This window comes from Bosea sp. 29B, assembly GCF_902506165.1.
Lineage (GTDB): Bacteria > Pseudomonadota > Alphaproteobacteria > Rhizobiales > Beijerinckiaceae > Allobosea.
This window is the reverse complement of sequence record NZ_LR733817.1, coordinates 1,616,250-1,633,985: the sequence shown is the minus strand read 5'-3', so window position 1 is coordinate 1,633,985 and position 17,736 is coordinate 1,616,250. Positions and strand designations below refer to the sequence as shown.

General features: G+C 66.8%; 20 protein-coding genes. 8 read left to right on the top strand and 12 right to left on the bottom strand.

What is annotated here, in order from left to right:
* Positions 1-134 precede the first annotated feature (134 nt).
* From GV161_RS07980 to GV161_RS07945, 8 genes are all read right to left on the bottom strand, one after another.
* On the bottom strand, positions 135-1,505 hold the full coding sequence (locus tag GV161_RS07980; RefSeq protein WP_152015217.1) for a S41 family peptidase: 1,371 nt from the start codon (positions 1,503-1,505) through the stop codon (positions 135-137).
* Positions 1,505-2,872, bottom strand: coding sequence for a peptidoglycan DD-metalloendopeptidase family protein (locus GV161_RS07975; protein ID WP_152015218.1), 1,368 nt, complete (start codon positions 2,870-2,872; stop codon positions 1,505-1,507). The genes GV161_RS07980 and GV161_RS07975 overlap by 1 nt, the downstream gene beginning before the upstream one ends.
* Complete coding sequence (rlmH, locus tag GV161_RS07970) at positions 2,869-3,351, bottom strand: 23S rRNA (pseudouridine(1915)-N(3))-methyltransferase RlmH (protein WP_152015219.1); 483 nt, start codon at positions 3,349-3,351, stop codon at positions 2,869-2,871. Before rlmH ends, GV161_RS07975 begins: the two co-directional genes overlap by 4 nt.
* Positions 3,352-3,363: 12 nt before the next feature.
* Positions 3,364-3,720 (bottom strand): ribosome silencing factor, encoded by a 357-nt coding sequence (gene rsfS / locus GV161_RS07965; protein ID WP_193219571.1) that lies wholly within the window; start codon positions 3,718-3,720, stop codon positions 3,364-3,366.
* Between the two features lie 122 nt (positions 3,721-3,842).
* Positions 3,843-4,454, bottom strand: coding sequence for a nicotinate-nucleotide adenylyltransferase (locus GV161_RS07960; RefSeq protein ID WP_152015221.1), 612 nt, complete (start codon positions 4,452-4,454; stop codon positions 3,843-3,845).
* Positions 4,451-5,692: a glutamate-5-semialdehyde dehydrogenase gene (locus GV161_RS07955; protein ID WP_152016206.1), complete on the bottom strand. Its 1,242-nt coding sequence runs from the start codon at positions 5,690-5,692 to the stop codon at positions 4,451-4,453. Before GV161_RS07955 ends, GV161_RS07960 begins: the two co-directional genes overlap by 4 nt.
* A 96-nt stretch (positions 5,693-5,788) precedes the next feature.
* Positions 5,789-6,928, bottom strand: a complete 1,140-nt coding sequence (proB, locus tag GV161_RS07950) for a glutamate 5-kinase (protein ID WP_193219555.1) — start codon at positions 6,926-6,928, stop codon at positions 5,789-5,791.
* 113 nt (positions 6,929-7,041) lie between these two features.
* Entirely contained in the window at positions 7,042-7,629 is a 588-nt protein-coding gene (locus GV161_RS07945; RefSeq protein WP_152015222.1) for a hypothetical protein, read from the bottom strand.
* A gap of 211 nt (positions 7,630-7,840) precedes the next feature.
* Here GV161_RS07945 and rpsU point away from each other — a divergent pair, with 211 nt between their 5' ends.
* The 5 genes from rpsU (at position 7,841) to GV161_RS07920 (ending at position 11,960) form a co-directional block, all read left to right on the top strand.
* Positions 7,841-8,104, top strand: a complete 264-nt coding sequence (rpsU, locus tag GV161_RS07940; protein WP_091838241.1) for a 30S ribosomal protein S21 — start codon at positions 7,841-7,843, stop codon at positions 8,102-8,104.
* 84 nt (positions 8,105-8,188) lie between these two features.
* Positions 8,189-8,563 carry a DUF6481 family protein gene (locus tag GV161_RS07935; protein WP_244543923.1) on the top strand — a complete coding sequence of 125 codons (375 nt, stop codon included), beginning with the start codon at positions 8,189-8,191 and terminating at the stop codon, positions 8,561-8,563.
* A 275-nt stretch (positions 8,564-8,838) separates the two neighbouring features.
* Entirely contained in the window at positions 8,839-9,954 is a 1,116-nt protein-coding gene (locus GV161_RS07930; protein WP_152015223.1) for a TRAP transporter substrate-binding protein, read from the top strand.
* Positions 9,955-10,041: 87 nt separating this feature from the next.
* Positions 10,042-10,629 carry a TRAP transporter small permease subunit gene (locus tag GV161_RS07925; RefSeq protein WP_152015224.1) on the top strand — a complete coding sequence of 196 codons (588 nt, stop codon included), beginning with the start codon at positions 10,042-10,044 and terminating at the stop codon, positions 10,627-10,629.
* Positions 10,629-11,960 (top strand): TRAP transporter large permease subunit, encoded by a 1,332-nt coding sequence (locus GV161_RS07920; protein WP_152015225.1) that lies wholly within the window; start codon positions 10,629-10,631, stop codon positions 11,958-11,960. Before GV161_RS07925 ends, GV161_RS07920 begins: the two co-directional genes overlap by 1 nt.
* 10 nt (positions 11,961-11,970) lie before the next feature.
* Here the strand turns inward: GV161_RS07920 and GV161_RS07915 are convergent, their stop codons facing one another.
* The gene (locus GV161_RS07915) at positions 11,971-12,501 is read right to left on the bottom strand and encodes a hypothetical protein (RefSeq protein ID WP_152015226.1); all 531 of its coding nucleotides are present in this window, start codon (positions 12,499-12,501) and stop codon (positions 11,971-11,973) included.
* A 200-nt stretch (positions 12,502-12,701) separates the two neighbouring features.
* Between GV161_RS07915 and GV161_RS07910 the strand changes: the two genes are divergently transcribed.
* Positions 12,702-13,007: a hypothetical protein gene (locus tag GV161_RS07910; RefSeq protein WP_244624135.1), complete on the top strand. Its 306-nt coding sequence runs from the start codon at positions 12,702-12,704 to the stop codon at positions 13,005-13,007.
* A gap of 82 nt (positions 13,008-13,089) precedes the next feature.
* On the opposite strand, the gene GV161_RS07905 is transcribed toward GV161_RS07910, so the two are convergent.
* On the bottom strand, positions 13,090-14,514 hold the full coding sequence (locus GV161_RS07905) for a M20 family metallopeptidase (RefSeq protein ID WP_152015228.1): 1,425 nt from the start codon (positions 14,512-14,514) through the stop codon (positions 13,090-13,092).
* A 143-nt stretch (positions 14,515-14,657) separates the two neighbouring features.
* On the opposite strand from GV161_RS07905, the gene GV161_RS07900 reads away from it, so the two are divergent.
* The gene (locus GV161_RS07900) at positions 14,658-15,812 is read left to right on the top strand and encodes a glycosyltransferase family 4 protein (protein WP_244624136.1); all 1,155 of its coding nucleotides are present in this window, start codon (positions 14,658-14,660) and stop codon (positions 15,810-15,812) included.
* Between the two features lie 2 nt (positions 15,813-15,814).
* Positions 15,815-16,480, top strand: a complete 666-nt coding sequence (locus GV161_RS07895) for a methyltransferase (RefSeq protein ID WP_152016208.1) — start codon at positions 15,815-15,817, stop codon at positions 16,478-16,480.
* 17 nt (positions 16,481-16,497) lie between these two features.
* Here GV161_RS07895 and GV161_RS07890 read toward each other — a convergent pair whose 3' ends face one another.
* Positions 16,498-16,713, bottom strand: coding sequence for a DUF1059 domain-containing protein (locus GV161_RS07890; RefSeq protein WP_152015230.1), 216 nt, complete (start codon positions 16,711-16,713; stop codon positions 16,498-16,500).
* A 221-nt stretch (positions 16,714-16,934) separates the two neighbouring features.
* On the bottom strand, positions 16,935-17,642 hold the full coding sequence (locus GV161_RS07885) for a L,D-transpeptidase (RefSeq protein WP_152015231.1): 708 nt from the start codon (positions 17,640-17,642) through the stop codon (positions 16,935-16,937).
* Positions 17,643-17,736 lie beyond the last annotated feature (94 nt).

Sequence of the window (17,736 nt, the reverse complement as noted above, 5' to 3'; positions counted from 1 at the left end):
TCTGCGAATCAGTTCGCAGCGCTAGAGTCGGATGATTCGAGCCGGAATCAATCGCCAATCGGCCGCAAGGGAAACAATCTCCTGCGGCCGTTGCGCAAGTGCCGAATAGCTGGGGTCGGAAAGGGCCTGCGGGCTCAGTCGGCCTTCTTTTCTCCGTCGGACTTGCCGGCCTCAGGGGCCGGGGCGGGCGTGGCAGGCGCCGGCGTTGCGGGCAGGGCAACGTCCTTCTTGCCGCGCAGCAGGTTGAGCGCCGCGGCGAGCTGGGTGTCCTTGGCCGGATCGATCGGAACATAGGACGGCGAGCCGGCCTGCTCCTCCTTGCCGTCGCCATTGCGCAGATGGCCCTTGAGCGAGGCCTCGCCCTTGTTCTCGACCTTGTCCTTCAGCTCGGCCGGCACGTCCTGGATGATCTCGATGTCGGGCGTGATGCCCTTGGCCTGGATCGAGTTGCCGGACGGGGTGTAGTAGCGCGCCGTGGTCAGCCTGAGGCCGCCATTGTCGCCGAGGCGGATCACGGTCTGGACCGAGCCCTTGCCGAAGGAGCGCGAACCCATCACGGTGGCGCGCTTGTGGTCCTGCAGGGCGCCGGCGACGATCTCGGCGGCGGAGGCCGAGGAGCCGTTGATCAGCACGACGACCGGCTTGCCCTTGGTCAGATCACCCGACTTGGCGTTGAAGACCTGGGTCTCCTCGGCGTTGCGGCCGCGGGTCGAGACGATCTTGCCACGCTCGAGGAAGGCATCGGAGACCAGCACCGACTGGTCGAGGCGCCCGCCGCGATTGTTGCGCAGGTCGATGATGTAGCCCTTGATCTTGTCGAAGCCGATCTCGGCGTTGACCTTGTCGAGCGCCTTGCGCAGGCCCTCATAGGTCTGCTCGCTGAAGGTGCCGATGCGGATATAGCCGACATCGCCCTCGACGCGCTCCTCGACAGCGGGGACGACGATGTTCGACCGGGTCAGGGTGAATTCCAGCGGCTCGGTCTTGCCGGTGCGCTCGATCGTCAGCTTGACCTGCGTGTTGATGATGCCGCGCATCTTCTCGACGGCCTGGTTCAGGCTGAGGCCCTTGACCTCGTCATTGTCGATCTTGCGGATGATGTCGCCGGCCAGGATGCCGGCCTTGGCGGCGGGCGTGTCGCGAATCGGCTTGGCGACCTTGAGAACCTCGTTCTCCATCGTCACCTCGATGCCGAGCCCGCCGAACTGGCCGCGCATGTCGATGTCCATGTCGCGGAAGCTCTTGGCATCGAGATAGCCAGAGTGCGGATCGAGCGAGGAGACCATGCCGTTGATGGCGGCCTCGATCAGCTTCTGCTCGTCCGGCTTCTCGACATAGTCGGTGCGGATCTTCTCGAAGATGTCGCCGAACAGGTTGAGGCTGCGATAGACCTCGGCCGAGGCCGCGACCGCACTGGTCGAGGAGAAGAGCTTGGTCTGGGTCACCACACCGGTGAGCCCCGCGCCGGCGATGGCGCCGACCAGAACGAGAGAAACCTTGCGCATCATCCGCGAGCCTTTTCGCCTTGCGATTTCGTCCACCACGGCGTCGGATCGATCGAGACGCCGTCTTTCCTGAACTCGATATAGAGGACCGGCTCGCCGGTCCCCGCTCCCACATTCGTCGCGGCCGCTTCCGCAGTCTCGCCCATCACCGCGACCGGCTCTCCGGCCAGCACAAACTGGTTCAACGATACGTCGATGCGCTGCATGCCCGCCAGAAGAACATAGTAACCATTGCCGGCATTGAGGATCAAGAGTTGGCCAAAGGAGCGGAACGGCCCCGCATAGACCACCCAGCCATCGGAAGGTGACGAAACCACGGCATTGGCGCGTGTGGAAAGCGAAATTCCACGCGTTGCGGCGCCAACTTCGTCAGCCGCGCCAAATCCACGCAATTGTGAACCGGCGACCGGCAAGGGCAGCATGCCGCGCAATTCCTGGAAGGCCGCCTTGGGCGCGAGCCGGGCCGGATCACGGAAGGCGAGCTGGGCCATGCGCTGGCGCTGCTCCTGGGTCTCCGCTTCGAGCGCGCGGCGGGCGGCATCGGCGGCGCGATTGGCGGTGGATATGTCCTTTTCGATGCGCTCGACGAGATCGCGCAGCGTTCTTGCCTGCGCCGCGAGTTCGCCGCCGGCGGCCCGTTGTGCCTCGATGTCCTGGGCAGCGCTCGTCTCGCGGGTGCGCCTGGCTTCGATCAGCGAGGCCAGGCGACGGCGCTCGCCCGCCAGCCCCTCCATCTCGCCGGCGATGCTCTTGCGCTCCTCGGCGATGGCTTCGCGCAAGCGCACCAATTCGGCGAGATCGGTGCCGAGGATGGTGATCTCCTGGCGCAGATCGGGCACGACGGCGCCGAGCAGCATCGAGGCGCGCACCGCTTCGAGAATGTCCTCCGGGCGGACCAGCACGGCCGGCGGCGGCCGGCGGCCGATGCGCTGCAGCGCCGCCAATACCTCGCCGATCAGGCCACGCCGGCTCTCAAGCGAGCGCCTGATCGCCGTCTCGCTGGTCTGCAGCAGGGAGAGACGCTGTTCGAGCCCGGCGATGCGGCCTTCGGCGGCCTGGGTTCGGGCGGTGGTCTCGAGCAGGGCCTGGTTGAGCTTGGTCCGGTCGGCGCGGATGCCGGCGATCTCGGTCTCAAGCTTGGCGCGAGCCTCGGCGCTGCCGGCGAGCCGCTCCTCGATCGCCTTGAGCTCGGCCTCGCGGGCGCGCTTCTCCTCGCGCTTCTGCTCGGTGTCGCGGGCGCTCTGGTCGGATTCAGGGGCGGGGGCGGTTTGAGCCGCTGCATGGCCGGCCGACAGGCAGGCGCAAAGCAGCACCGGCCAGAGCCGGAGCGTGCGTGCGATTCGAATCAGCCGGGAACGGCGGGTCATGCGCGATGATAAGGATGTCCGGCCATGATCGTCATCGCTCGATAGAGCTGTTCGAGCACGAGCGCACGCACGATCTGATGCGGCATGGTCAGCGCACCGAAGGAGAGCACCAGCGCGGCACGCTCGCGCAGTTCGGCGTCGAGCCCGTCGGCGCCGCCGATCAGCAGGGTCGCGGCCGGCGTGCCGGCGTCGCGCGCTGCCGCAAGGCGATTGGCGAAAGCGTCGCTGTCGAGGCTCCTGCCGCGCTCGTCCAGGGCGATGACGAGGCCGGAAGGCGGCAGGCGCTCGCCGATCAGCTTCGCCTCCTCGCGGCGGCGTTCCTCGGTGCGCCGACCGCGGCCCTCAGTGAGCTCGATGACCTCAGGGCCACTCAGGCCGAGCCCGCGGGCCAGGCCTTGTGCGCGTTCCTGATAGCGGGCGCAGAGATCACGTTCCGGCCCGTCCTTGAGACGGCCGACCGCGATGACCGACAAGCGCACGGGACCCTGGACTCAGCCGTCGAGGCGCTCGCGCGGCCGATCGGCGCCCCACATCTTCTCGAGATTGTAGAACTGGCGCACTTCCGGACGGAAGATGTGGATGATCAGGTCGCCGGTGTCGATCAGCACCCAGTCGCAGGCGGGAAAGCCCTCGACCTTCGGCGTCTCATGGCCGGCCTTCTTGAAGGCTTCGACGAGGCTGTCGGAGATCGAGGCGACATGGCGGTTGACCCGGCCGGAGGCGATGATCATGGCGTCGGCCAGCGAGGTCTTGCCGACGAGGTCGATCACGGTGGCGTCCTCGGCCTTCATGTCGTCCAGGACCTGCAAGGCGAGCGCGATGCTGCTCGCGGCGGGGTTCTCGGTCATGGCGGCCGGGGGAAGCGGCTCGGTGCCGGCTTCGCCGATGGATTGACGGTTCAGAGCCGTATCCTCACGTGACGACGCGCTCATGGCGCGACGTCCCAATTTAGGCGTCGGAGGGGGCAAGTTCAATTGGTTTCGGCGAGTTCGCGCAGATAGGTCGAGGATAGATCGGAGCGCCGGCCGTGCAGGAAGATCCAAGCGGGCGGGGTTCGCACCGGCAGAGCCGCGCCCTGATTCTCCGACAAACGCCAGCGCGCCATCCAGTTGGCAGCGGGCGAGGCGATCGAGCGATGGGTCGAGCCGGGGCGGTCGATCACCGCGATCGGCATCATTCGGGCGATGGCGCGCCATTCGTTCCAGCGATGGAAATTCGCGAGATTGTCCGAGCCCATGATCCAGACGAAGCGTACGCCGGGGCAGCGGCGCTTCAGCTGGCGCAGCGTGTCGGCTGTGTAGCGGGTGCGCAGGGTCGTCTCGATGCCGGTGACGTTGATGTGGCCATGGTTGGCGAGCGCACGGGCCGTTGCGATGCGCTGCGTCAGCGGCGGCAAGGCGTGATTGTCTTTTAGCGGGTTGCCGGGCGTGACCAGCCACCAGACGCGATCGAGCTGGAGCCGGCGCAGCGCCGTCAGGCTCGCCATGCGGTGGCCGTCATGGGCGGGGTTGAAGGTGCCGCCGAACAGCCCGATGCGCAGACCGGGGGCGTGCGGCGGCAGGCGTAGCTCCTCGGCGCTCACGGGCGGACCTGACCCTGGCCATGGACTCGGTATTTGAAGGAGCAGAGTTGCTCGACGCCGACCGGGCCGCGCGCATGCATGCGGCCGGTGGCGATGCCGATCTCGGCGCCGAAGCCGAACTCGCCGCCATCGGCGAACTGGGTCGAGGCATTGTGCAGCACGATCGCCGAATCCACCTCGGCGAGGAAGCGGGTCGCAGCCGCCTCGTCAGCAGTCACGATCGCGTCGGTGTGGTGCGAGCCATAGGTCTCGATATGCGTAATCGCCGCGTCGAGGCCGGGCACTGTCTTCACCGCGATGATGCGGTCGAGATATTCGGTGCGCCAATCCTCTTCGCTCGCCGGTGTGACGCGCGGGTCGGCGGCGAGCGTCGCCGCGTCGCCGCGCACGGCGCAGCCCTCGTCGAGCAAGGCGGCGACCAGTGGCTTCAGATGCGTCGCCGCGCAGGCTTCGTCGACCAGCAGCGTCTCGGCGGCGCCGCAGACGCCCGTGCGGCGCAGCTTGGCGTTGATGAGGATCGCGCGGGCCATGGCGAGATCGGCCCCGGCATGGACATAGACATGGTTGTTGCCGTCGAGATGGGCGAAGACCGGCACACGCGCTTCTTGCTGGACGCGCGCCACCAGGCTCTTGCCGCCGCGCGGCACGACCACGTCGACGTTGCCGTCGAGCCCCTTGAGGATTTCACCCACGGCGGCGCGGTCGCGGCTGGGCACGAGCTGGATCGCTTCGCGCGGCAGACCAGCGGCTGCGAGGCCATCCTGCATGGCGGCAGCGATCTCGCTGGAGCTGCGGAAACTGTCGGAGCCGGCGCGCAGGATGGCGACATTGCCGCTCTTCAGGCAGAGCGCGCCGGCGTCCGCCGTGACATTGGGGCGGCTCTCGAAGATCACCGCGACGACGCCGAGCGGCGTAGCAACGCGCTCGAAGATAAGACCATTCGGCTGGGTCCAGTTTGCCAGCACCTTGCCGACCGGGTCGGGCAAGGCGGCGATATCGGCGATGGCCTGGGCGATCGCTTCGAGGCGAGCATCGTCCAAGGCGAGGCGGTCGATGAAGGAAGCAGCGAGGCCGGCAGCGCGCGCATCGGCGAGATCCAGCTGATTGGCGGCGAGGACCGCCGGAGCGCGCTCGCGCAGGGCCTCGGCCATCGCGGCGAGGGCGCGGTTGCGCTGCTCGGCCGGTGCTGTTCCGACGCGCCGCGCCGCAGCGCGGGCACCCCGGCCGAGCCCGTGCATCAGCGCGGCGACATCGCCGTTCTCATTATCGGGCGCGGGGACGCGCTTGGCGTTCTGCCGTGCGTTCTCTTGGGTCATCGCCACCCTGAATTCTGCTTAGGCATCGGGATCGTAGCCGAGGCGCAGCGCCATGTCGTCCCGGTGAATCATCTCGGCGCGACCGGGATAGCCGAGCACGGCCTCGATATCGCGGGAGGCCTTGCCGAGCACACGCACGGCCTCGTCGGCGTCATAGGCGACGAGGCCGCGGCCAAGCTCGCTGCCATCACTCGTTCGGATCATCACCGCGTCGCCGCGGCTGAAGGTGCCCTCGATCCGGGTGACGCCGACCGGCAGCAGGCTGGCGCCGCCACGCAGGGCGCGAGCGGCGCCGTCGTCGACATGCAGCGTACCGCGCGGTTCGAGCGAGCCGGCGATCCAGGTCTTGCGGGCGGTGGCGGGCGTCGAGGCGCTGAGGAACCAGGAGCAGCGCGCGCCCTGCGCGACCGCGCGCAGCGGATTCTTGGCCCGGCCGTCGGCGATCAGCATATGGGCGCCGCCGGCGGTGGCGATCTTGCCGGCTTCGATCTTGGTGCGCATGCCGCCGCGCGAAAGCTCGGAGGCAGCGCCGCCGGCCATCGCCTCGATCGCAGGCGTGATCGCTGCGATGACAGGGATATGCCTGGCGTCCGGGCTGGAGAGGGGCGGAGCGGTGTAGAGACCATCGATGTCGGAGAACAGCACTAAGAGGTCGGCCCCGGCCATGGTGGCGACGCGGGCGGCGAGCCGGTCATTGTCGCCATAGCGGATCTCGGACGTGGCGACGGTATCGTTCTCGTTGATCACCGGGACGGCGCGCAAATCGAGCAGGCGCCCCAGCGTCGCGCGGGCATTCAGATAGCGCCGGCGCTCCTCGGTGTCGGCGAGGGTGAGCAGGATCTGGCCGGCATTGAGCCCGTGATGGCCGAGCGCTTCCGACCAGTTGCGGGCGAGCGCGATCTGGCCGACCGCTGCCGAAGCCTGGCTTTCCTCGAGCCGGAGCGGGCCGGCCGGCAGCTTCAGCACGGTGCGGCCGAGCGCGATCGCGCCGGAGGAGACGACGAGCACATCGGCGCCGCGGCCATGCAGTTCGGCGAGATCCTCGGCGAGCGCCGCGAGCCAGGCATGGCGCAGGCGACCCTGCGCCCGGTCGACGAGCAGGGAGGAGCCGACCTTGACGACGATGCGGCGGAACTGATCGAGGGCAGGCAGGTTCACGGGCGGACCGGGCTTCGGATGGGCAGGATAATGCCCGCCGCCGTTCCTTGGCCAAATTGCCGGCGTTGTAAAGCAGCGCGGGCGCAATGCTGTTGTGCCGGGCGCGGTGTCCTCTACAGCGGCGCGGTAACCACGCGTGCTGTCCAGTAGAGCTGATAGGCGATGTGCAACAGGGCCATCGCGAGCTGCAGGCGCTTGTTGGCGTAGAGCGAGGCGAGCAGGCAGAGCCCGAGGCCGAGCGGAACCTGAATGAGATAATCGGCGCTGTAGTGACTCCACCGCGCCGGCCCCTTGAGGGCGGTGTCGACGATGTCGAGGACGAAGATCAGCGCGAAGAGCCCGAAGAACCAGCGTCGCCGGTTGAGAAAGTAGTCCTCGTAATCGGCGTATTCGTCGAGATCCTCGGGAAACAGCAAGGCGCAGAGCAGGAAGAGCGTCAGCGCGTAGACGATCAGGAAGATGAAGGTGCCGAAGGTCAGGCTCGGCAACCGGGACAGCGCGAACTCCCACCACCAGAACAAGGCGAGCTCTGCCAATAGGGAGAACACCCAAAGCAGGTGGATGACCGAGAGGCGGTGGCGCTTGGGATGCTGGATCAGCCGGGCGATGCCGGTCAGCAGCCGGGTGATGCCGAGGCCGATCACCATGCCGATGACGATGCGGATATGGGGGAAGAGCTCGTTGGCGGCTTGCGAATCCATGATGCCCGGTGCGATCGAATGATGGCTCAAGGGTGCATGGCGGGTCGTTCCATGCCAAGGGGCCGACCTTGCCGCGGGTTCACTATGCGCCGAGCGGGATACGATTAGGGGTGGCGCTGGTCTGGGATTTCTGCTACCGCGGCGCACAAATCCTAAGGGTCGGGCGTTGCCTGACCCTTTTTCCTTCCATCCTGCAAAGCTGGAGACACGGATGCAGGTTCTCGTGCGCGACAACAATGTCGATCAGGCCATTCGCGTTCTGAAGAAGAAATTGCAGCGCGAAGGCGTGTTCCGCGAGATGAAGCGTCGCGCTTCCTATGAGAAGCCGTCCGAGCAGCGTGCTCGCGAGAAGGCCGAGGCCGTCCGCCGCGCCCGCAAGCTCGCCCGCAAGCAGGCTCAGCGCGAAGGTCTGATCGCCGCGCCGAAGCCGAAGGTGCTCAAGCCCCGCGCTGCCAGCGCAGCGGCCCCGCGCTGAGTTCAGTACCAAAAACCCGCGAGTTGCCGTAAGCGCAGCGCGCGGGCGGCATCTTCGCCCATGTAAACCCCGAGAAGGCCCACCTTGAAGAACCCGAACGACCGCCATTTCACTGATCGCCAGGCCAATTCCGCGAATGCGAAGAAGGCCCTGCTGGAGCGCTTCAAGAAGCGTCCCGGACCAGACGATCCGGTGATGGTGCAGCGTCGGGCCGAGCGCGAGGCGATCGCCGCCGCGCGGGCCGAGCGCGATGCCAAGAAGGAAGCCGAGCGCCTGGAGGCCGAGCGTATCGCCGCCATCGAGCAGGCTGCGCGCGAGGAGGCCGAGCGCCTGGCCGAAATCGAGCGCGAGGTGCAGCGCAAGGCCGAGCAGGCCAAGCGCGATGCCGAGCGGCCGCGTCGCGTCCTGCTCGAGGCCGTGCAATACATGGAGATGCGGGTCGCCGGTAAGCGCCGCTGACCGACGAAGTCTCGATCGAACTCGTTTGATCGCAAAAGGCGCCGCACCTCGTGCGGCGCCTTTTGCTTGTCGCCTGGCTGTGGTGCTGTTTCTTTCCACTATGGAATAGCACTCGTTCCAGTTGAGAGCGATATCCGTTCTGCTTGCAACTAAAGTGCTACGACTTCCCGGCTTGCTATCTCCCCGTACCGCCGGAACTCTCAGGGCCACCGGCCATCAGAGCCGAAAACAATGCTCGCCGGCCTCAACGGCGCCATTTCTCTGGGGAGAGAACCATGACGTCCGAAGCGACGAAGACGCGTGCCAATCGACGCAACTTCCTGAAGGTTGCGGGCCTTGCTGGTGCCGGCGCCATCGCGATGCCGCAAGTCAGCCAGGCGCAGACCGTGACCTGGAAGTTCCAGTCGACCTGGCCGACCAAGGACATCTTCCACGAATTCGCCGGCGACTTCGCCAAGCGGGTCAACGACATGTCCGGCGGGCGCCTGAAGATCGACGTGCTCGCGGCCGGCGCCGTCGTGCCGGCCTTCCAGATGCAGGATGCGGTCGCGGCTGGCATCCTCGACGGCGGCCATGGCGTTTCCGCCTACTGGTACGGCAAGAACAAGGCGTTCTCGCTGTTCGGGACGCCGCCGGCCCTGGGCTGGGACGCCACCAACTTCCTCGGCTGGATGAACCATGGCGGCGGCTATGATCTCTATAACGATCTCGTCCAGAACCAGCTCAAGCTCAATCTGGTCGGCTTCTTCTCGGGGCCGATGCCGTGTCAGCCGCTCGGCTGGTTCAAGAAGGAATTGAAGACCGCCGACGACTTCAAGGGCCTGAAATACCGCACCGTCGGCCTCGCCGCCGACCTGATGCGCGAGATGGGGGCGGCGGTCACCATCCTCGCCGGCGGCGAGATCGTGCCGGCGCTGGAGCGTGGCGTCATCGACGGCGCCGAGTTCAACAACCCGTCCTCGGACTCGATCCTCGGCTTCCAGGACGTCGCCAAGGTCTACATGCTGCAGAGCTATCATCAGGCGGCGGAGAGCTTCGAACTGCTCTTCAACAAGACCAAGTTCGACGCGCTCTCGCCCGAGCAGAAGGCGATCATCAAGTACTCGGCTGAATCGGCCTCCTCCGACATGATCTGGAAGGCGCTCGACCGCTATTCCAGGGATCTCGAGATGCTGCGGGGCAAAGGTGTCAACGTCGTCGCGACGCCGGAAGCGATCCTGAAGGCGCAGCTCGCCGCCTGGGACAAGGTGCTGGAAAAGCTTGGCGGCGAGAGCCCCTTCTTCAAGAAGGTGGTCGACAGCCAGAAGGACTGGGTCAAGCGCACCGTGTCCTATCAGCGCGTCAACGAGCCCTCGCGCGACCTCGCCTTCAACCACTTCTTCAAGAGCTGAAGGCCGCTGCTTCGCCCAAGCCTGCGCCCGCCATCCCCGTGGTGGCGGGCGTTCCTTGCCAATCCGAACAGCAGGCGACGCACGCGGATGAAACTGATCCTCGCGATCGACAAGTTCAACACCGCCATTGGCAAGCTCGCCGGCTGGACGATCCTGATTCTGACGCTGGCGATCAGCTACGAGGTGTTCTCGCGCTATGCGTTGCGGGCTCCGACCGAATGGGCCTTCGACGTCAGCTATATCCTCTATGGCACCCTGTTCATGCTGGCCGGGCCCTATGCGCTCGCCCGCAACGCGCATGTGCGCGGCGATTTCCTCTATCGCGAATGGAGCCCGCGGACGCAGGCCAAGTTCGATCTTGCGCTCTACATCCTCTTCTTCTTTCCCGGCATCATCGCGCTGGCCTGGGCCGGCTACAAATTCGCGGCCTTCTCCTGGATGATCGGCGAGCATTCCTCGAACTCGCCGAACGGGCCGCCGCTCTACCATTTCAAATCGCTGATCCCGATCGCCGGCGTGCTGATGACCGTGCAGGGGCTGGCCGAGGTGGCGCGCTGCGTCATCTGCCTGCGCACCGGTGAGTGGCCGCCGCGGCTGCACGATGTCGAGGAAACCGAGAAGCTCATTCTCGAACAGGCCGCGCAAGCCGCGCCGGATGCGGGGAAGACGGTCTGATGCTGTTCGGTCTTTCCAATCCGGAACTGGGCGTGGTGATGCTCGTCCTGTTTATCGTCTTCATCATGCTCGGCTTCCCGATCGCCTTCACGCTCATGGCTCTGGGCGTAGGCTTCGGCTACTGGGCGATGGGCGATACCGTGTTCAGCCTCGTGGTCCAGCGCACCTATTCGGTGATGGCCAACGACGTGCTGGTCTCGATCCCGCTCTTCATCTTCATGGGCTACATCATCGAGCGGGCGAACATCCTCGACCGGCTGTTCCACTCAATCCAGCTTTCATTGGGCAACGTGCCGGGCTCGCTCGCGATCGCGACGCTGGCGACCTGCGCGATCTTCGCGACCGCGACCGGCATCGTCGGCGCGGTGGTGACGCTGATGGGGCTTCTCGCCTTCCCGGCGATGCTGCGGGCGGGCTACGACGTCAAGCTCTCGGCCGGCGTGGTCTGCGCCGGCGGCTGCTTGGGCATCCTGATCCCGCCCTCGGTGATGCTGATCCTCTATGGCGCGACCGCCGGCGTCTCGGTGCCGAAGCTCTATGCCGGGGCGCTCTTTCCCGGCCTGCTGCTCGCCGGCCTCTACATGCTCTATGTACTGATCCGTTGCTGGCTCAACCCGGCACTGGCGCCGAAGCTGCCGAAGGAGCAGACCGACGTGCCGTGGACGCGGGTGCTCTGGGCGCTGCTGACCAGCTTCTTCCCGCTCACCATCCTGATCATGTCGGTGCTCGGCTGCATCTTCTTCGGCCTGGCGACGCCGACCGAAGCGGCGGCCGTCGGCTCGCTCGGCAGCCTGATCCTCGCGGCCGCCTACCGCTCGCTCACCTTCGGCAAGGTCAAGGACTCGGTGATCCTGACGGCGCGGACCTCGGCCATGGTCTGCTGGCTCTTCGTCGGATCCTTCATCTTCTCGTCGATCTTCGCCATTCTCGGCGGTCACGAGCCGATCAAGAACCTGGTCACGGCCATGAACCTGTCGCCGACCATGTTCCTGATCGTGGCGCAATTGATCATCTTCGTGCTGGGCTGGCCGCTGGAATGGACCGAAATCATCGTGATCTTCGTGCCGATCTTCCTGCCGCTGCTGGAGTTCTTCAAGATCGACCCGCTGTTCTTCGGCATCCTGATCGCCTTGAACATCCAGACTTCGTTCCTGTCGCCGCCGGTGGCGATGGCGCCGTTCTATCTCAAGGGTATCGCGCCGCCGCATGTCTCGATCAACCAGATCTTCGCCGGCGTGATGCCCTATCTGGCGATCGTCGTGTTCGCGATGATCCTGGTCTATGTCTTTCCGGGGATCGCGCTCTGGCTGCCGAAATATCTCTATGGCTGAAACGCAGGATTCAGTCTTCGGAGCGGGCGTCCTGGCCGCAGCGGAAGCTCGGTGCCTTCTCATCCGCGAGGCGGCGGGCGGCGGCATTCGCATCCGGCTTGCGGGCGTCGACGCTGCCGATGATGCAGGAGGCGGCGCCATCCGCAGCGAGGCGATGGACGACGAGCCGGCTGCCGTCGAGCTTGCCGACGCTCGTGCCGGTGGCGTAGCGCAGGATCGCAGCCTGCGGCTTCCCGCCCTTAGGGCCGCGCCATTCGATCGTCCGGCCGGCCTCGAAGAAGGCAGCCTTGTCGGAGATCGTTTCCTGCAGCGCCTTCGTGCCGAATTCGACCGCCGATGAATCGTCGTCGGCAGTCCAGATCACGCTGATCCCAGCCTTACCGGGGCAGCGATGCACCGAAACCGGATCGCCATTGCCCTTATCCTTGCGGCATTTCGCGTAGTCATGGGTCGTATAGCTGCTCGCCCATTGCTCGGCGCGCAGTGGCGCCGTCAGCACGGTTGTAAAGCCGATGGCGAGAGCGACGCGTGCGATCGTCATGGCGAATTTTCTCTGGTCGGCGATGGCTGATCCCACGATATCCAGCGCCTGCCGGCAAGCCGTGGCGCGCAAGCGCGAAGCGGAACCCGACGGCGTTTCGGGAATTTTTTTATGCGACCCGCGCGATTCCGGTCCTGCGACCGACAAGTCTCGTGCATGGCGAACGGTTCGCCACCCGGCTATCCATTCGGAGAATGAACATGACCCGCACCAAGAAGAGCTTCGCCGCCGCCGTCGCCGCCCTGGCGCTGGGCGCTTCCGTCTTCGCTGCCGATGCCGAGGCGCGCCCGCGCTATTATCGTGGCGCCGCGATCGGTGCCGGCGTCGTCGGGGCTCTGGCCCTCGGTGCCCTCGCCGCCGGTGCGGCCAGCGGCCCGGCCTATGGCTACTATGACGACGGCTATGCCCCGGCCTACGCTCCGGTCCGCCGCTGCCACTTCGTCGATCGCGTCAACTACTATGGCGAGGTCATCGGCACCCGTCGCGTCTGCCGCACCTACGACTGAGTTTCTCCCAGGGCCTCCTCCCCGGCCCGACATCCTGGCCCGCCGGTTCGCCCGGCGGGCCTTTTTCATGTCTGAAGGCGCCTCAACCGCCGGTCGACATCGTCAGCGGCGGCTTCACCTCGGCCGGGACCGGCGAGGTATAGCCGCCATCGGCGGCGACCCGCTTCTGGAAATCGGCCTTGGCGGCCGCCATCAGCGCCGGATCGGTCAGCACGGCGGCGCCGGTCGCGGCCATCGCCTTGGCGACCTGGATCATCGCCTTGTGCGCCGCGGGCATCTTGCCCTGCGCAACCACCTGCCAGGTGTGGAAGGGCGTGCCGATCGCGACGGTCGGGGCATGCGCCTGCACGGTCGGGACGACCCAGCTGACGTCGCCGACATCGGTCGAGCCGATCGCCGGGTTGCGCGGGGAATCGAGCGGCACCGTGAAATCGGCGAGCTCGGCATCGGTCTTCTGCACGCCGATCGCGCGCCAGACGGCGGCGATGTCCTTCTGCGACAGGGTCGCGCGAATCTGGCGGGCGAACTCCTTGTCGGCGTCGTCGAAATGCGGCGGGCCGAGATCTTCCATGATGCCTTGCAGCGCCTGCTCCAGCGGGCCGTTGCCGACGACATTGGAGACGGCGGAGACGATCTTCATCTCCATCGTCGTCTCGGTCATCAGCGCCGCGCCCTCGGCGATCTTCTTGACCCGGCCGACGAGCTCGAGCATCCCCGGCAGGTCGCGGGCGCGGATCGAATAGCGCACGCGGGCATGGGCCTGGACGACGTTGGGGGCGATGCCGCCGGTGTCGAGCAGGGCGTAGTGGACGCGGGCATCGCTCGGCATGTGCTCGCGCATATAGTTGACGCCGACGCTCATCAGTTCGACGGCGTCGAGGGCGCTGCGGCCGAGCTCGGGCGAGGCGGCGGCATGCGAGGCGCGGCCGGTGAAGATGAAATCGGCGCGGGTATTGGCCAGCGAGAGCGGCGGGGTGACCTCCCAGAAGCTGCTCGGGTGCCAGGAGATGGCGATGTCGGCATCCTTGAAGGCGCCGGCGCGGACCATGAAGGCCTTGGCGGCGCCGCCTTCTTCGGCCGGGCAGCCATAATAGCGGACGCGGCCGGGCAGCTTGTTCTCGGCGAGCCAGTTCTTCATCGCGGTCGCAGCGAGCAGGGCGGCCGAACCGAGCAGGTTGTGGCCGCAGCCATGGCCGTGGCCGCCGGTCTCGATCTCGCTGTGCTTGGCAACGCCCGATTCCTGGCTGAGGCCGGGCAGGGCGTCATATTCGCCGAGGAAGGCGATGACCGGGCCGCCTTCGCCGGCCTCGCCGATCACCGCGGTCGGGATATCGGCGACGTTTTCGGTGATCCTGAAGCCCTGGTGCTGGAGCTCCGCGACATGCTCGGCGACCGAGCGCTTCTCGGTGTAGCAGACCTCGGGAATGGCCCAGACCCGGTCGCTGAGCTCGATGAAGCGCTCTTTGCTGGCGTCGACGTGACGCCAGAGGTCGTTGCGATTGTCCATGTCTTGTCTCGCTGGAGAGGGAAGCCTCGCCTCCTTTTCGCAAGCGTGGCGGCAGGCGTCCAGCAACCGCAGGGCATGGCGGACCTGCCTCGTGACTTTCTTATGCGCTTGCTTTTCGGCGCGGCATCGGCCTGATGCGCGCCATGGCCCGCCAGAAGCTGTTGTTCGTCGCCACCGAGGACTGGTTCTTCGTTTCGCATTTCCTGCCGATGGCTCGCGCTGCGGCGGAGATGGGGCTCGACGTTGCGGTGATCGCGCGGGAGCGCAATCACCGCAAGGCGATCGAGGCGACGGGCGCAAGGCTGATCGCGCTCGAGGCCGAGCGGCGCTCGCTCTCGCTGGTGGCGCTGGTCAAGCAGGTCATGGCGCTGAAGCGCCTGATCGAGCGCGAGAAGCCCGATATCCTGCACTGCATCGCGCTGAAGCCGATCGCGCTCGCCGGCCTCGCCGGACGGCTTGCCGGGGTCGAGCGGCGGGTCTACGCCCTGACCGGCCTCGGCTTCCTCGGTGCGCGCGAGGGCGCAGCCGCCGATGCGGCGCGGCTGGCGGCGAAATTCTGGCTGCGCGAGGCGGTCGACGGGCCGCAGGTCCGTTTCCTGTTCGAGAATCCCGATGATCCCGTCACTCTTGGGCTCGATCCGGCCGATGCCGGCAAGGTCGCAATCGTCGGTGGCGCCGGCGTCGACCCGCTGGTCCTGATGCCGGAGCCGATGCCGCCGCAGCCGCCGCTCAAGGTCGCGCTGGTTGCCCGCATGCTCTGGTCGAAGGGTGTGGACCTTGCGGTCGAGGCGGTGACCTTGGCGCGCAAGCAGGGTGCGCGGGTCGAGTTGACGCTGCACGGAGCACCCGACCCGTCCAATCCCAAGGCGGTGCCGGAGGCGACCTTGCGCGAGTGGTCGGCGCGGCCGGGGATCACCTGGGCCGGCCCGACGCGCGATATCGAGGGCGTCTGGCGGGGGCACCATGTCTGCTGCCTGCCCTCGCGCGGCGGCGAGGGCCTGCCGCGGACCTTGCTGGAAGGCGCCGCCTGCGGGCGGGCGCTGCTGACCACCGACGTGCCGGGCTGCCGCTCCTTCGTCCGCACCGGCCAGGATGGCTTCGTCGTGCCGGCCAACGACACTGCCGCATTGGCGCAGGCGCTGGTGACGCTCGCTGCTTCGCCCTCCCAGGTCGAGCGCATGGGCGTGAGCGCGCGCGAGCGCCTGCTCGCCGGCTATACCGAGCGCGACGTGATGGACGGGGTGAAGGGCCTTTATCGCTCCCTGCTCGGCCAGCGCCAGGCGGATCTGGTCGCGTGACTATGGTCGACGCCACGCTGGATCGGCTCGCTTTCATCCGTGCTCATACGCGGCTCTTGCCGGTGCCGCATGCGCCGGAGATTTCGCTGCATGTCGCCGAGGAAGCGACCGAACTCTGGCAGAAGACAGAGGACGAGCTGGCGACGATCAGCCTACCGCCGCCGTTCTGGGCCTTCGCCTGGGCCGGCGGGCAGGCGCTGGCGCGCTATATCCTCGACCATCCCGAGACCGTGCGCGGCAGCCGCGTGCTCGATTTCGCCAGCGGCTCCGGCCTTGTCGCCATCGCGGCGGCAAAAGCTGGGGCGGCTGAGGTGATCGCCGCCGATATCGACGCCTTTGCCGCCGCCGCGATCGGGCTCAACGCCCAAGCGAACGGCGTCTCGATCGAGGCCCGCCTCGACGATCTCATCGGTCTCGACCAGGGCTGGGACGTCATCCTCGCCGGCGACATCTGCTATGAGCGCGAGCTGGCGGCGCAGGTGATCGACTGGCTCTCGGGCCTCTCGCAGCGCGGCGCGACCGTGCTGATCGGCGACCCCGGCCGCAGCTATCTGCCCAAGGACAGGCTCGCCGAGGTCGCGACCTATCAGGTGCCGGTGACGCGCGCGCTGGAGGATGCCGAGATCAAGAAGAGCTCGGTGTGGCGGCTGGCGGGCGAGGGGCGATAGAGGGCGGAAGCCCCCGCTCAGGCGGCCCGGCTCGGCGCTTTCTCCGGGGGAATGCCGTCCTTGATGACGCTCCTGAGCATATCCCGCAGTTCGGACGTATCCTGATGCCCGTGTACCTTGACGGCATGCTGGACGGCGGCCTCCAGCAGTTCGCCTTCGGAATCGGCGCCGATCGCGATTGAGCAGTTCATTTCGCTCGGGAATTCACGGCAGTCGATGAATTTGCGTCCCATGGCATCCTCCCGATTGGAAGATCCGGCGCCCTTCAGGTCAAAGGGCTGCCGCGCTCACGATACGCCCAAGCGTGACAGCCGCAAAAGCGATATGCGGCCCGACGGTGGCGGTAAGCGCGACTATTCAGTCTACTGCGCCATTGATCATTGGGCTCACCGCGCATGAAAAAGGGCGCCGCCGACACCGGCAGCGCCCATACCGAAAGCGCGATGACGCCGCCTCAGGCCGGCAGCACGACCACCTTCGTCTTGACCGGCGTGTTGTTGTACAGGTGGATCATGTCCTGCGTGAGCAGGCCGATGCAGCCGCTGGTGATGCCGTTTCCGATCGATTCCGCATCGAGCGAGGCGTAGATCGTGTAGAGCGTGTAGGCGCCGTTCTGGTAGAGATGGAGCGTGCGTGCGCCGAGCGGGTTGTCGAGGCCGCCCGGCATGCCGCGGGCGTATTTGGCCGCTTCCGGCTGGCGCTTGATCATCTCCTTAGGCGGCGTCCAGGTCGCCCATTCGGACTTGCGCCCGACATAGGCGTCGCCGGTCCAGCGGAAGCCGTCGCGGCCGACATTGGCGCCATAGCGGGTTGCGTTTCCGCCGTCCTCGACGCGGTAGACGTAGTAATTGCCGGGATCGACGATGATCGTGCCCGGCGCTTCCTTGGTGTTGTAGGCGACCGTCTTGCGGAAATATTTCGGATCGACATGAGTGACGTCGATCGCCGGGATCGGGAATTTCTCTTCCGGCACCGGCCCGTAGAGCTTCTGCGCCTCGGCGAGGCTCATGCCGTCGGTCGTGCAACCGCCGAGCGCGAGCGCGCCGAGACCGGCGGCCGAGCCGGCCAGGAAGGAGCGGCGGCCGATGAGGCCCGCCGGGCGCCCGAGCAGGGCGATCTCGTGCATCTTGCGGGCATCGGCCTTGCTATCGTCGATGATCATGTTCCTGGACTTCCCATGTCCTGCTGCCTGGCGAGAGACTACGCTGGCATACACGCGTTGAACGTCTTGGCTGGGCCGAGATTGCCGTCACGCC

Bases quoted from the DNA above. Each gene is read 5' to 3' on its own strand.
- GV161_RS07980 (WP_152015217.1), bottom strand. From the start codon at position 1,505: ATGCGCAAGGTTTCTCTCGTTCTGGTCGGCGCCATCGCCGGCGCGGGG.
- GV161_RS07975 (WP_152015218.1), bottom strand. From the start codon at position 2,872: ATGACCCGCCGTTCCCGGCTGATTCGAATCGCACGCACGCTCCGGCTC.
- rsfS (WP_193219571.1), bottom strand. From the start codon at position 3,720: ATGACCGAGAACCCCGCCGCGAGCAGCATCGCGCTCGCCTTGCAGGTC.
- GV161_RS07955 (WP_152016206.1), bottom strand. From the start codon at position 5,692: ATGCACGGGCTCGGCCGGGGTGCCCGCGCTGCGGCGCGGCGCGTCGGA.
- GV161_RS07945 (WP_152015222.1), bottom strand. From the start codon at position 7,629: ATGGATTCGCAAGCCGCCAACGAGCTCTTCCCCCATATCCGCATCGTC.
- rpsU (WP_091838241.1), top strand. From the start codon at position 7,841: ATGCAGGTTCTCGTGCGCGACAACAATGTCGATCAGGCCATTCGCGTT.
- GV161_RS07930 (WP_152015223.1), top strand. From the start codon at position 8,839: ATGACGTCCGAAGCGACGAAGACGCGTGCCAATCGACGCAACTTCCTG.
- GV161_RS07925 (WP_152015224.1), top strand. From the start codon at position 10,042: ATGAAACTGATCCTCGCGATCGACAAGTTCAACACCGCCATTGGCAAG.
- GV161_RS07920 (WP_152015225.1), top strand. From the start codon at position 10,629: ATGCTGTTCGGTCTTTCCAATCCGGAACTGGGCGTGGTGATGCTCGTC.
- GV161_RS07915 (WP_152015226.1), bottom strand. From the start codon at position 12,501: ATGACGATCGCACGCGTCGCTCTCGCCATCGGCTTTACAACCGTGCTG.
- GV161_RS07910 (WP_244624135.1), top strand. From the start codon at position 12,702: ATGACCCGCACCAAGAAGAGCTTCGCCGCCGCCGTCGCCGCCCTGGCG.
- GV161_RS07905 (WP_152015228.1), bottom strand. From the start codon at position 14,514: ATGGACAATCGCAACGACCTCTGGCGTCACGTCGACGCCAGCAAAGAG.
- GV161_RS07900 (WP_244624136.1), top strand. From the start codon at position 14,658: ATGGCCCGCCAGAAGCTGTTGTTCGTCGCCACCGAGGACTGGTTCTTC.
- GV161_RS07895 (WP_152016208.1), top strand. From the start codon at position 15,815: ATGGTCGACGCCACGCTGGATCGGCTCGCTTTCATCCGTGCTCATACG.
- GV161_RS07890 (WP_152015230.1), bottom strand. From the start codon at position 16,713: ATGGGACGCAAATTCATCGACTGCCGTGAATTCCCGAGCGAAATGAAC.
- GV161_RS07885 (WP_152015231.1), bottom strand. From the start codon at position 17,642: ATGATCATCGACGATAGCAAGGCCGATGCCCGCAAGATGCACGAGATC.